Genomic DNA, 13407 nt, shown 5'->3' on the forward strand with positions numbered 1-13407 from the left:
GCGCCAAGTTTCTTTCCAATGAACCAACTTGAGGGAACGAGGGCGCGTCTCGCGGTGCGACGGAAGGATCATCGCAAGTGCAATCCGCACCGCAGATCAGCAGGTCTAGTGGCGGCGGTAGGCGGCTCTTGGGACCTCATCCCGTGATCCGTGAGCCCACCAAGGTGTCCGTCGAGTCCGATGGGTGCGTCGAACTGGCGTTTGGGTTGCGGGTCGAGGTCAGCCTTAACGTCGGGGAGAGGGCTAGGTGGTGTTCAGTGATGGAGACGGTCGCATTGTCCTCCGCCGCGCCGCAGACGCGATCGACGACCTCTTGCGTCACGGGACGCTGCGATCGTTCTGTATCGCAAAGCCGCGAACGACCGCGGCGACCCGGTGCGCCGCTCGCACAGGATCCTCATGCTCCCAAATTCTGATGGCGCGCCATCCCGCGTCCGCCAGGATCTGGTCGGTCTGGGCGTCTCTTGCTCGATTCCCTTCGATCTTGCTGCGCCAGAAGTCGCTGTTCGTCCGGGCGGGTCGGCAGTGGTCGGGACAGCCGTGCCAGAAGCACCCGTCAACGAAGACGGCGACGCGGGCTCGGCTGAAGACCAGGTCAGCGGTTCGCCTCACGTCGGGTAGCGGTCGAGCGGAGACGCGGTAGCGCAGGCCCTCTTGGTGCAGCAACGAGCGGATCCGCAGTTCAGGCGCCGTGTCGCGACCGCGGTTCGCGCGCATCACCGACCGTGTGGCGGACGAAGACGCCCACGACCTTTCGGGGACGGCACGCTTCTCGATCATGCCTCGGGCCTGGGCGATCTTCCATGCCTGTTCGAGATTCGCCACTCGCGTCAGGTGTTCGACCTCACCGACGTAAAGAGCGGGCGAACGGCCATCCTCCGACCATCGGAGATAGGCTCGGATACGGCGAGTGCTGGGCAACACCCTCAACGTGATCGAGCCCAGCGCGTATTCGCCGTCCTTCCGCTTGACGTAGCGCTCCTCGCGTCCCCCAGCAGCGCGATCTTGCTCCGCGGTGATCGTTTTCCTGCTACGTCCCTGACGCCCTCGCCATGCACTCTCGGGCGGCGGCTTGTCCTTCCAGCCCTCCTGCCGGGACGCGGTGGCGTCTTTCATGGACGGCGCTCCGCGTCGTCGAGGGCCTTCGCGACAGCGCGGGTGAAGACCTCGCCCAGTTTCACGGGAACCGCGTTGCCGAGCTGCCGCATCCGCTCACCGCGCGGACCAGCCATGCTCCACTGGTCGCCGAACGTCATGACCCGGGCGGCCTCGCGCACGGTCATGTACCGGTGCTCGGGGCGCATCAGGCCCGTGTTCTCGTCGCGCACCAGGTTGTCGAGCTGCATCACCGACTCGCCGCCAGGGACTCCATGCACTCCAGCCTTGACGGTCTTGGCCGGCCTGTCGAGTTCGTTAGGGGTGTGCCCGTGATAGATCCTCGCACCGGGCCACCCGATGTGGTCAGGGAAACCACCTTGCTCAGTCGTCTTGTCCAGCGCGCGAGGGTTGATCTTGGGTAGTCCCAGTACCGCGTCCCGGAGGGTGAGCCATGGCTGGAGTTCCTCATCCCCGCTTTCGAACGTCAGCTGCTCGTTCTTGTAGCGCGTCTTCACCAGGTCAATGACCCGCTGCGGAATCTTGGCGCCCTCCGCCTCGTGACGGCTCCAGTAGGGGCCGTCGAGGATCGCTCGCGCGAGGGCCGCATGGGAGTGGGTACGCGCGACAGCACGCTTGACCAGATCAGGATCCACGCCCAGGTCGGCGCGAAACGCAAGGAGGATGACGCGGTTACGGATCTGCGGCACTCCGTAGTCCGCCGCGTTCACCTCATGTTGAGTGACCACGTAGGTCTCCGCCGGATCGGTGTCCTTCGCCTTGATCCGATCGTGCAAAGCTTGGTCGTGCTTCTGCCACGAAACGCCCTCTCGACGCCGCACGAACGGCAGAGTGAGCTCGCGCTTGATGTACTCGAAGTAAGGCCTGAAGGACGGGCGAAGAAGTCCTCGGACGTTCTCGCAGACAACGGCCTTGGGGCGGATCTCGCGAACGGCCCGGAACATCTCCGGGAACATGTTCCGCTTATCCTCGTCGCCCTTCGCGATCCCACCAAGACTGAACGGTTGGCACGGAGGGCCTCCCGCCAGGAGATCGACTTCGCGGTCCTTGAGGAACGTCATGTCCAGCTCGCGGACGTCACCGGTTACCAGGGGTGGGTAGAGCGGCTTCTCGTTGAGGCCCACACTCCCGACTCCAGTAGCCCTCTGCCTGTCGATCTCACGCAGCACCTTGACCAGCACCTCGGAGTCAACGCCCTCGGGGTACGCGTCGAAGCGGTTCCCTTCAAGCGTCTCGCACGCCCTCTTGGCGAACTCGTTGAGCAGCACGTGCCGGAACCCGGTGTTCGTACTGGCCTGAACCAGCCCGCCGCCGCCCGCGAAGAGTTCTACCGACGTACGTTCCATAGTCTATCCACTCCTAGCAGTTCAGCGCAGAGAAAACCATACCGCGGAGCAGTGGCGCTTGTTACCGATTGGTCAAAAGAAACCTGTGAGGACGTGGCTCTGACGGATGGGCGACGTGCACCGATCTGGACCACCGAAGAAGGAGCTGGAGCTCCAGTTCTTCCCGGGCCACATCTTCACCTGGCTCAGCCTCACCCTGGCGATTGGAGGAAAGGCCACCGGTACCCCCTTCTCCGCCGTCCGGCAGGAACCCGCACACGCCGTGGTCGGTGAGGTCCGCGGGCTGACGGACGACGACTTGTTCACCGCCGGCACGCAGGACTGCTACCTCGACGTGTTTCGGCTCGCTCCCGGCACCCGACGAGACTCCCGGTGGCCCGAGAGGTGTGTGGCGAACGCCTAACCGATCCCCGTGCGAGTCGGATCGAGGAGGATGCAGCCGGACGGAAGCGGGTGACTATGTCCGTTACTTTGGCATCGTCGCAGGTGAGAGGCGTCACGCTTAGGGTTCGAGTCCCACCCGCCCCACCCAGCGTCCCCAGGCAGAATCGTTCTGACCTGGGGATTCGTGTTTCCGGGGCGCTTTCCACGCGGTACCGGCAGCACGCCGTGCGGTGCTGCCCTTCTGTCGCGGCGTGCCGGCGCGTCTCGGGCGCGTCCGGCCGGTCCTTCGCGACGGTTGTCCGAGGCGGCACCGTGGCGCGCTCCCGCGGCGGCGCGTCATACCTGTCGGGCGGCTACGGGCTTCCTCATGGCGTTTTTGTTCGTTGCTGTACAGCGGCGTCGGCTTCTTCGGCCTCCCGTACGACCTCGAACATTGCCGGGTCTGCCGGGTCTGCCGGGACGAGGCCGGTGTAGGCGGCCGGATCGTCCTCGACGCCCAGAACGAGACTGACCGGATCCCGCGCGTTCTCGTGGGCCTCGGTTCAGGTGAGGTCCTGTATGACGTTCTGTTCTCCCTCTGGAAGGCCGTCGACGCTCACGACCCAGAAGCGTCCCTGACGCTCTGCTGTTGCCTTGTGCGTGGTCATTCCGTGCTCCCCTTTTTCGCTCGGTCCGGTGACGTTGAGACGGTTGGCCCGGACGGCTGATCGATTCGGCTGTGCCCTCCGCGATCCCGGAGTGCACAGCCGGGGGACATGGACTTTGGCGGCGCCGATCTTGTACGTCTCGTGCCGCTCGCGTCCGCTGCCCTGCTGCTATCCGCTTCAGCCGGCGCATTGGCCTCAGGTGCCCTCAGGTGCCCTCAGGTGCCCTCAGGGGTGACGGGCGGCGGGTCGGGCGCCCCGGCGCGGAGCCGTGCTGTCACCCGCGCCGATCACGGTCCCGGCGGGAAGACGCAGCCGAGGCGGATTCGTCGGTGCAGGCCTTCCAGGCGTTCGGGCGGGCCTCCCCGTCCCGACGCATGTCATCATCTGAAGACATCGCTTGATGACAATCTTGGGAGAGCATGCCGATGAACGCCCCTGGTACGACCGCCGACCTGCGGCAACGGGCCCTGGTCCCGGTACTGGTGTTCATCGGCACGGTGGTCGCGGTGATCAGCAGCCTCGGGGCTCCGCTGGTGCCGACGATCGCCGAGGTGGACCACGTGTCCCTGTCCGACGCCCAGTGGTCGCTCACGGTCACCCTGCTCGTCGGCTCCATAGCCACCCCCGTGATGGGGCGCATGGGCGACGGCCCCCACCGGCGGCGGGTGGTGCTGGGGGCCCTCCTGACGGTGGTGGCCGGCAGCGTGCTGGCCGCGCTTCCCCTCGGCTTCGGCTTCCTGGTCACCGGGCGCGGGATGCAGGGAGTGGGCCTCGGCCTCGTCCCGTTGGCCATCGCCACCGCGCGAGACGCCTTGCCGGGAGGGCGGTCGCGCTCCGCGGTCGCGATGCTCTCCATCACCACCGTGGCCGGCGTCGGACTCGGCTATCCACTCACCGGACTGATCACCCAGACCATCGGTGTCCACGCCGCCTTCTGGTTCGGCGCCATCATCAGCGGCCTCGCCCTGCTGGCCGCCGCCCTGGTCGTACCGCAGGCGGGCGGACGGGAGAAGCGGCCCCTGGACGCCCCCGGTGCGGCCATGCTCGCCGTCGGACTGGCCTCGCTGCTGCTCGCGCTGAGCGAAGGAGAGGTCTGGGGCTGGACCTCGGCCCGGGTGCTGGGCCTGGTGCTCTTCGCGCTGCTGCTCCTGGCCGGCTGGGGATTCCACGAACTGCGCACCGCCCACCCTCTGGTGGACCTGCGGACGCTGCGCAACCGGTCGGTGCTGACCGCGAACGTCGCCGGTCTCGTGGCGGGTGTGGCGATGTACATGATGATGTCGCTGATCACCCGCTTCGCTCAGACCCCGGCCTCCACCGGCTACGGCTTCGGCACGTCGGTGCTGGTGACCGGGCTGGTGCTGCTGCCCTTCTCGGCCGCCAGTGTGGCCTCCAGCAAGCTGGTGCCGCTGCTGGTCCGGCGGACGTCCACGGCGGCGGTGCTGCCGATCGGCTGCGGGATCTCCCTGGTGTCGATGGTGTTGTTCCTCTGCGCCCGGGGCAGTCTGTGGGAGCTGTTCCTGATCATGGGCGTCGCCGGACTCGGCGTCGGCTGCACCTTCGCCGTGATGCCCGGACTGATCGTCAACGCCGTCCCCGCGCACGAGACCGGCAGCGCCATCAGCTTCAACCAGGTGGTGCGCACCATCGGTTACACCACCGGCAGCGTCGTCAGCGCGGTCGTCCTGGAGGCGCACACCGCCCCGGGCCGGATCCTGCCGACGGACAGCGGCTACCAGGCCGCCGCCTGGCTGGGCTGTGCGATCTGGGTGGTCGCCGGGATCGTTACGATCGTCCTGCCCGGGCGGGCCGGAGCAGGGGAGTCCGGGGCGAGCGCCGGAACCGTTGACGAGGAACTGCTGATGGAAGAGAGCATCGCGGACGCCGAAGGCGCCGAGGACAGTGTGACCGCGGTACCGGGCGGACCCGTCCGGTGAGCGAGGGCAGACGGCGGGACGCCACCCGCAGTCGGCAGCTGCTCCTGGAGGCGGCTGCCGGCCTGTTCGCCGAACGTGGCTTCGACCGCAGCACCACGCGGGAGATCGGTGAGCGCGCCGGTGTGGATCCGGCCTTGATCGCCCGTTACTTCGGAGGCAAGGCGCAGCTCTACCTCGCGGTGCTCGACCTGGACCGTGCGGGGGCCCGGCCGGCCGACCTGCTGGAACCCGAGCGCAACCGCGGGCTGGTGAGCGGTGTGGATCTTCGCGGTCCGGGGCCGATCTTCCGTTCGGCGGTCGACCCGTTGAAGGAGCCGAACGTCCGGGATGCCGCCTTGGAGCGGCTTCAGTGGCGTCTGGTGGACCCGTTGTGCGAGCGCTTCACCCGCGAGGGTCGGGACCGGCCCCGATTGCGGGCGGAGTTGGCCGTGGCGGCGTTCGTGGGCATCGTGCTGTGCCGCCACGGCGGCACCCTGGGAGCACTCGCCGGGGCCGACCCGGACGAACTCGTCCCCCTGGTGCTGGACATGCTCGGCCAGGGCTCTTGAGGACCTTCGCCGACAGGCGCGCCGCCGAGGCCGCCGCCCCCGAGACCCCCGCCACCACCCGCACGATCACCTCGGCCGAGGGCTGCCCGCAGGCGGCGACCCGGTGGTCGTCGTCGGGACCGCGTGGGTGACCCGGCGACCGTTCGACACCCGCCGGTGAACCAGATCGGCCCGGGCAACCACGTCACCCAGCGGCGGACCGGCCGGACCACGACGTCGCGGAGAGGTTCGACATGGGCGTAGTTCTCACCCGCGTACTCATTCTGCCTGCGGTGATCCTCCTGGGGTGGATCGCGTCCTGGTGGGGAACCCGGCGCCTGCGGTGGATCGGGCTGTCCGTCGCGGCCGCGGCCTCCGTGGTCTGCGCCGTCATCGGCCAGGACGCGATGGGCCCGCGGACGGACCCGCACACCCTCGGCTGCTCTTCGGCCTTGGCGTGCACGGACCTGCGCCCGGTCTTCGTCATCGCGTCCGGGCTGCTCGGGTTCGTGTCCTGTCTGGCGCTGGTGGTGCTGACGCTCGTGGTCGAGTTCGTCGTGCGCGTCCGCAGGAAGGAGTCGGCCCGACCCGGGCCGTAGGGCCGGGGCTGTCGGGCCCGTCGGCCGTGCCGTGCCCCGGAGGCGGAGCGGCGACCACCCAGCCGTCCCGCAACGTGTGGCCGGTCCTGGCCAACACCTCGCGACGATCCCGCTCCTGCCGGACGGGTCGCGTTTTCGCCCGTCGGCGGGACGGCACCGGGTGCGTGCCTCCGCTGCCGCACGTTCGTCTCCGGGGGCGCTCGGTCACGGGGCGGGGTGCAACCGGCGTGGCTCCTCCGACGTCCAGAAGGTGAGCGGGATGCCACAACTGCTGCGTGTGGCAGTCCAGTTGGTGACCAGTGCGCCCGCGTCGCGTTGCGGGACCACGTCCCGGTCCTGCCGCGGTCGACGTCCGGCGCAGCGGGTCGAACGATTGGTTGATTTCTGGAGGTGTGATGAAACCCGTCATCCGGAGGCTCGCGAGCTTCGTGGGGGTGGGCGTGGCTGTTGCGGGGATGTCCGTGACCGGCGCGTCCGCGGCTCACGCGGAGGCGCCCACAGCGGGTTGCCCGTATCCGTACGTCTGCTTCTACCTGAACAACAGCGCGCTGCTCGCGGGTACGCCGATCTCGATGTTCAAGGACGTCACCAGTGGCTATCAGGCCGTGACGCCCAGGCCGCACTACGGGGTGGTGAACACCCGGAACGACGACGTCGTGTACCTGCGGCTCCAGGACGGCACCTCGATCTGCCTCCCGCCGAACAACTCGACCCTGTTCGCCAACGCCTTCAGCGTCACCGGGATCCGGATCTCGTACAGCGCGACCTGCTGAACCTCCTGCGGTGGAGCCGGCCTGCGGTGGCGTACGACCGCACCGCGGCCGTCGCCGCCGGCAACGGCGGGTTCGGCTGGTACGGGGGTGGCTGGCGGGCGGCAGAGAGGGCCTCGGCGGCCGTGTGCCCGACCTGGAGTCGGGTGCACGGCCGTCTCCGCGCATCCCGGCCGGGGTGCGTCGCCCGATGAACGTCGCGGTCTGCCCGGCGTGTTGCCGGCCGCCCGACTTCGTGTGGTCTGGCTTCGGTGCTCATGGCTCAAAGGGCCGACCGGCGTGGGCAGTTGACGTCCCCGGTGCAAAGTGGATCTTGGAGGTGGCTCTTGGGCGTGATTCTCGGGTTGAACCCCTGTGGTTCATGGGAGGGTTGGGCTGCTCGACCCATGACGGAGAAGAAGCTCCGTCCGCGGGCGCGTGCTGGTGCGGCTGCGAGGAACAAGTCGGCCTCGGTCACCGCGCCGAGCAGGAGGGACCACGACCATGACCATCGCGCAGATCCTGGAGAAGACCGTCCGGGCCCTCGGCGGCACCTGGGACACCCGCCGCGCCGTGACCGCGCTCCGCGACGCCGGGCACGGTGACGGCGACCAGCGGCAGCAGGAGAAGCGAGCCCGTGAAGCCCTCCGCCGCCTTGCCGCGGCAGGCGTCATCGTGAAGATCGCCCAGAAGAGCGCCACCTACCGACTCGCCGAGCGGTGAGCGCACCTCTTGCCGCGCCCACCACCGGGCCGGTGGTGGGGCGGCCGAGCATTCGGGGCACGTGATCCCCGGTCCGCGGTGACGCCCGCCGTGATGCCCCGGAGCTCCGTCGATCTCGCGATCGGGAAAGATCGTTCGAGTCCAGGGGCCGCCGGCTCACCCGTCGCGGCCCGCGCCGAGGAAGGCGAGCAGGCTGACCGGTGCCGGGCGCGCGTCACCGACGGCGGCCCGGTGCAGGTCCCGTACGGTCCGCACCACGGCCCGGGTCACCACGTCGACGCCGGCCTTGCGCTCGAACCAGTGCCAGTCGCCGTGCGCGTTCATCTCCAGGAAGACCGGCTCGCCGCCGTCCCGGTCCCGGAGGAAGTCGAACGCCCCGAAGACGGCACCGGTCTCCCGGGCGATGGCGCGTGCCGCCGACGCCACGGCGGCCGGGGGCCGGACCTGACGTACCACCACCTCGTCCGGGCGGGTCCAGATGTCCTCGGGGTGCTCCTTGGCCACCTCGAAGGCGTGCAGCTCGTCCCCGGTGAGGTAGACCCGGTACTCGGCGTCGTGCTCGACGTACTCCTGGAGCATCACCGGCGTGCCCCGGGGCAGGCCGGGCAGGCCGGCGAGCCGGTCCCGGTCCAGGACGCGCGGCAGATACCAGTCGAGCCGGCCCGGTTCCGGCTCCACGTAATGCCGGTCGAGGACCTTGAGCACGTACCGCTGGGCCGGGAGCAGCCCCGCCGCGTCCGCCGGGTGGGTGGTGACCAGCCCGCGCGGGACGCGCACACCGAGCGCCAGAGCCCGGGCCCGCTGCACCAACTGCCCCGGATCGGCGGCGCCGATGGTGGCCGGGGAGGCAACGGTCAACTGCTGGGCCAGGGCGGTCCACGCGTCCCGGTACACCATCCGCCCGCCGGCCGGACCGGCCGGCAGCTCGTCCGGCGCGGCCCGCAGGGAGTAGTGGCGCAGCCAGGTCACCGTCGGGGCGAACCGGTGTCCGTCCAGGGTCAGTACACCGTCCGGCCCGTGGACGGCCCGGACGTCCGCCAGGCCGTCCGCGTCGAGCCGGTGCACGGGCACCCCGATGCGGCGCAGCAGGGCGGATGCCTCGGTGGCCTCCCCGTCGTCGCGTCGGGTGAGGAGCAGGACGCATCGTTCAGCCATGGGTGGGGGCCAGTAGCGATTCCGCCATCTCCAGGAGCCGCAGGGCCTTGTCGGAACGGTTGCTCGGCTCGGCGGCGCGCAGCCGGGTGAGCAGTTCGAGCCCGATGGCGGCCTGGTCGGCGAGCAGCCCGAGGAGTTCGACGTCCGCCATCTCCCGTGTGCCGCCGGCGTCCCGGTCCAGTACCTCCAGCACGCCCACGCACTCGTCGTCGCCGCCGAACAGCGGTGCGGCCATGATGCTGTCGGGCACGTACCCGGTGGAAGCGGCGGCCTCGCCCGAGAAGTGCCGCGACTCGCGCATGTCGTCGACGAGCATCGACTGACCGGACGAGGCGACCCAGCCCGCGATACCGGTCCCCGCCGGGAAACGCGTACCGACGAGTTGGCCGTCGCCCTCACCGGCCACGGCCTCGAAGACCAGGTCACCGTTCTCCGGATCGATGAGGAAGATGGAGGAAGCCGCGGCGCCGAAGGCGTGGCGCGAGACTTCGACGATGGACTGCAGCAGGCGGCGCTCCACGGGCGTCGCGGCGTCAACGGGTTTCGTCATGTGCACCTCCAAGTCGACCGGTGGTGTTCGCGGCGCAGAGGAACAGCACCGTCTTGAGCTGGAACGGCGTGAGCCAGGGGTGCTTGCCGAGAATCAGCGCGCACAGGCCCGAGATGTGCGGTGCGGCGAAGCTGTTGCCGGTCGAGCGGATGGTGCCGCCACCGGGCCACGCCACGGGGACGCGCACACCGCGCGCGTGGAACTCCACGGGAGGCGCGGGGTTGTAGTAGTACGTCATCGGGTCGTCCTCGTCGTGGCTCGCGACGGAGATCACCGAGGAGAACGACCAGGGATAGCTGGGCACCGGCCGGTTGTGCGCGGAGACGACGAGCGCGCACCGGCGGAAGTAGGCCCGGTCGACGAGCTCGTGGAGCTGCGCGGTCAGGGCCGGCCGGGTCGTCGCCAGGCTCAGGTTGATGACGTCGAAGTTCTGCTCGATGGCCCAGGAGAGCCCGGCGATGAGCGCCGGGCCGCTGCCCGTCTTGCCGTCGGTCAGCACCTGGACCGACGAGAGTGAGACCCCCGGTGCGACGGACCGGATCACCCCGGCGCAGGCGGTGCCGTGTCCGGCGCGGTCGGTGGGCTCGCACGGCACCATCTCCACCTCGCCGTCCTCGGTCGTGACGGCCGTCACGGCGAGGTCGACCGGGCCGACCATCGGGTGGCCGCCCTCGACCCCGCTGTCCACGACGCACACCCGGACCCCGGAACCGTCCCCTCCGCCCCACGCCCACTGGGGGGAGACCGAGTCCAAGGGGATGGACGCGAACCTCTCGCTCGCCTGCGCCCTCGTCACGCCCCAGGCCGGCACGCCCGGCGTGTAGGGCCGCGCCGGCCGTCTCCAGGGTGGATCGCTCATCGGTCGCCCTCCGGTCCCGCCGCTCTCCACGCCCGTACCGCCCGGGCGGGGAGCACGGCCTCCTTCGCCGTCAGGGCGTCCAGCGCCCGCCCGGCGGCATACCGGGCGCGCTCCGGCTCACCGGCGGCGTCCAGCACCCGGGCCGCCTCGAACCAGACGTCACCGATGAGACAGGGGTCGTCGATGCCGTCCAGGGTGGCGGTCGCCCGCTCGGCGTCCCCCACCGCGTCCCCGTACCATCCGGCCCGCGCCCGGACCCGCGCGCGCAGCGCCAGCCGGACGGCCCGGGTACGGGTCTCCTCCGGCCGGTCGGGGGGCGGCCCGGCGAGCCCGGCCGCGTCCGGACCGAAGTCGTCCCCGGCACAGAACCGCTCCCGGGCCGCGTACAGGCGCAGGGTGGCCGCCGTCCGGGTCTGCCCCAGAGCGGCGAGTCCGTCCGCCGCGGCCGTGTAGTGGCCGGCGGCCGGCAGGTGCGCCCCGGCGAGGGACTCGACGAACCCCGCCGTCTGGCCGGCCGCGAGCGTTCCGAGGGTCAGTGCCAGGTCGTCGCAGTGCCTGCGGGCCAGCGCGATGTCCTCGCGGGCCGCGTCCACCCGGTCCGACAGGGCCAGGTGCCGGGCCCTGGTCAGCAGGACCGGCACGAGCAGGCTCCGGTCGCCGTCGAACCGCCGGACCAGCTCCTCGCAGAGGTCGATGGCCTGGGTGAGCGGGGTCGGCGACCACTGCGTCAGCTCACAGATCGACGCGAGGATGCGGTTCCCCTCGTACGTGTCGCCGAGCCCGCGCGCCCGCGAGAGAGCGTCACGCATCGAGCCCTCCGCCGCGCCGACCCGGCCCTCGGCGAAACTCCGCAGCGAGGACAGCTGGTGCAGCCTGCACCAGCTCAGGTCGTCCGCCGGACCGGGCACGGCATGCCCGGCACCAGGGGCGTACGGGGCCCCGGCGGGCTCCGCTCCGCCCGAGCGCAGCGCGATCAGCTGTCGCAGGATGGCGCAGGTGTCCCGGGTCGGGGCATCGTCCCCATTCCGGCGCTCCGCCTCCGCCACGGCCTGCCGGGCGCTGTCCCAACGGCCCAGCGCGGCATACGCGTCGGTGATGCGGGCGGCGAGCACCCGGTGCTGGGGGTCGCCGTACGGAGTGAGACCGCGCCCGCGCTCCATCAGCGAGACGGCGGCGGGCAGGTCCCGGCGGTGCAGCGCCCGGTACCCGGTGGCCACCAGGGCGCGGGCCGCACGCCCGGTCAGTGCGGGCAGCCCGGGATCGCCCGGATCGGCCTCGGACATCAGGCGGCACGCGGACTCCAGGCGGTGGGCGAGGTCGCCCTCCAGGGCCGGACCCGGCGGACTGCCTTCGAGCCGGTCCGCGAGCACGGTGTGCCAGGCCGCGCGCCGGGCCTTGGAGGTCATCTCGTACAACGTGTCGCGGGCCAGCGCGCGGGTGAACCGGTACGTGCCGGGCGGGCCGTACAGCTGTATCACCCGGGAGCGCAGCAGCCTGGCCAGGGCCTCGTCGAGGACTCCGCCCGCCAGCGACGGCTCGTCCGCGGCGAGCGCGCGCACGTCCTCGGTGGTGAACGCCCCACCCACCCCCGCCGCTCGTTCCAGCACGGCCCGGTCGGCAGCCGGCAGCCGGTCCAGCCAGGCCGTCAACAGGACCCGGATCGACGTGGGGACGCCCTGGTCCACGGCCCGGTGGCCGGCCAGGTTCTCCAGGAGCAGTTCGGCGAACAGCGGGTTGCCGTCGCACTCCCGCACGACCCGGGCCAGGTCGTCCTCGGTGGCGACCGCCTCCTGCGCCGCGACCTCCGCCCGGTCCGCGAGCAGTCCCACCAGCCGCTCGGTCTGCGCCGGCGGCAGCGCGTCGAGCCGCAGGGCGAGGTCCCCGTCCGGCACCGCGCCCGTCTCGGCGCGCGTCACGCGGACGACCAGCAGCGGGGTGTCCCGGGCGGCTTTGCAGAAATCGGCGACCATGTCGGCGAGCGTCGGCTGCGCCCACTGGAAGTCCTCCAGGACCAGGATCACCGGGGCGTGGCGGCCCAGGGCCTCCAGGAGCCGCCGGAACGCCCACCCGATCTCGTCGACGCTCACCGGGAGCCCGCTCTCGGTGCGGATACCCAGGGCGACAGCGAGGGCGGTGACGGCGCGGTCCGCGCTCGGGCGCAGCGTCTCCAGCGCACCTTGCGCCTCCTCCCAGCCGCCGGGCAGCGACCAGACCGCCTCGGTCAGCGGGCGGTGGGCGAGTCCGGCACCGTACGGCTGGCAGCCGGCCCTCAGGACGACGGCCCCCTCCCCGGCGCGGCCCAGGAACTCCCGCACCAGGCGCGACTTGCCGATGCCCGGGGGACCGGCGACCGTGACGGGCAGGCTGCGGCGCTCGACCCGGATCTCCGCGAACTCGTCCAGCAGGAGCCGTAGTTCGGCGTCGCGCCCGACGAGCGGGACCAGGTCCTCCCGGCTCGCCGCGTCGAGGAGGGACAGGACCCGCCGGGCGGCGACCGGTTCGCGCTTGCCCCTCACCCGCAGCGGTGCGACGGTCTCCAGACGTACCCGTCCGCCGACCAGGCGGGCCGTCTCCTCGCCGATGAGGATCTCGTGCGGCCCGGCGTGCGACTGGAGGCGGGCGGCGGTGTGCACGACGTCCCCGACCACCCTGGCCGCGCCGCCGAGTACCCCCGCCACCACGGCCTCTCCCGAAGCGATCCCGCAGTGGGTGTCCAGCGGCACCCCCGCACCGGACACACCGGCTCCGGGCGCACCGGCTCCGGGCGCACCGGCTCCGGGCGCACCGGCTCCGGGGGGCGAGCTGGGCTTCGTTG

General features: G+C 71.1%; 12 protein-coding genes. 6 read left to right on the top strand and 6 right to left on the bottom strand.

Features of this window, described 5'->3' with window-relative positions; all coding sequences use genetic code 11:
* Window positions 1–318: 318 nt before the first annotated feature.
* Complete coding sequence (locus ACWD3D_RS03160; RefSeq protein ID WP_451459185.1) at window positions 319–1116, bottom strand: very short patch repair endonuclease; 798 nt, start codon at window positions 1114–1116, stop codon at window positions 319–321.
* Entirely contained in the window at window positions 1113–2462 is a 1350-nt protein-coding gene (locus ACWD3D_RS03165) for a DNA cytosine methyltransferase (RefSeq protein WP_451459186.1), read from the bottom strand. The genes ACWD3D_RS03160 and ACWD3D_RS03165 overlap by 4 nt, the downstream gene beginning before the upstream one ends.
* A 115-nt stretch (window positions 2463–2577) precedes the next feature.
* On the opposite strand from ACWD3D_RS03165, the gene ACWD3D_RS03170 reads away from it, so the two are divergent.
* The 6 genes from ACWD3D_RS03170 (at window position 2578) to ACWD3D_RS03195 (ending at window position 8028) form a co-directional block, all read left to right on the top strand.
* Window positions 2578–2865: a hypothetical protein gene (locus ACWD3D_RS03170; RefSeq protein ID WP_451459187.1), complete on the top strand. Its 288-nt coding sequence runs from the start codon at window positions 2578–2580 to the stop codon at window positions 2863–2865.
* A gap of 1047 nt (window positions 2866–3912) precedes the next feature.
* Entirely contained in the window at window positions 3913–5430 is a 1518-nt protein-coding gene (locus ACWD3D_RS03175) for an MFS transporter (protein WP_451459188.1), read from the top strand.
* On the top strand, window positions 5427–5978 hold the full coding sequence (locus ACWD3D_RS03180; RefSeq protein WP_451459189.1) for a TetR family transcriptional regulator: 552 nt from the start codon (window positions 5427–5429) through the stop codon (window positions 5976–5978). The genes ACWD3D_RS03175 and ACWD3D_RS03180 overlap by 4 nt, the downstream gene beginning before the upstream one ends.
* A gap of 233 nt (window positions 5979–6211) precedes the next feature.
* Window positions 6212–6556, top strand: coding sequence for a hypothetical protein (locus ACWD3D_RS03185; RefSeq protein ID WP_451459190.1), 345 nt, complete (start codon window positions 6212–6214; stop codon window positions 6554–6556).
* A gap of 395 nt (window positions 6557–6951) precedes the next feature.
* Window positions 6952–7329: a hypothetical protein gene (locus ACWD3D_RS03190; RefSeq protein WP_451459191.1), complete on the top strand. Its 378-nt coding sequence runs from the start codon at window positions 6952–6954 to the stop codon at window positions 7327–7329.
* A gap of 480 nt (window positions 7330–7809) precedes the next feature.
* On the top strand, window positions 7810–8028 hold the full coding sequence (locus tag ACWD3D_RS03195; RefSeq protein WP_451459192.1) for a hypothetical protein: 219 nt from the start codon (window positions 7810–7812) through the stop codon (window positions 8026–8028).
* A 156-nt stretch (window positions 8029–8184) separates the two neighbouring features.
* Here ACWD3D_RS03195 and ACWD3D_RS03200 read toward each other — a convergent pair whose 3' ends face one another.
* From ACWD3D_RS03200 to ACWD3D_RS03215, 4 genes are all read right to left on the bottom strand, one after another.
* Complete coding sequence (locus ACWD3D_RS03200; RefSeq protein ID WP_451459193.1) at window positions 8185–9183, bottom strand: hypothetical protein; 999 nt, start codon at window positions 9181–9183, stop codon at window positions 8185–8187.
* Window positions 9176–9703 (bottom strand): GAF domain-containing protein, encoded by a 528-nt coding sequence (locus ACWD3D_RS03205; protein ID WP_451459197.1) that lies wholly within the window; start codon window positions 9701–9703, stop codon window positions 9176–9178. The genes ACWD3D_RS03200 and ACWD3D_RS03205 overlap by 8 nt, the downstream gene beginning before the upstream one ends.
* A gap of 13 nt (window positions 9704–9716) precedes the next feature.
* Complete coding sequence (locus tag ACWD3D_RS03210; protein WP_451459194.1) at window positions 9717–10592, bottom strand: S8 family serine peptidase; 876 nt, start codon at window positions 10590–10592, stop codon at window positions 9717–9719.
* The coding region (locus ACWD3D_RS03215; RefSeq protein ID WP_451459195.1) for an ATP-binding protein at window positions 10589–13407 on the bottom strand (2819 nt) is incomplete at its 5' end. The genes ACWD3D_RS03215 and ACWD3D_RS03210, both read right to left, overlap by 4 nt.

It is taken from the genome of Streptomyces sp. NPDC002690 (assembly GCF_053592415.1).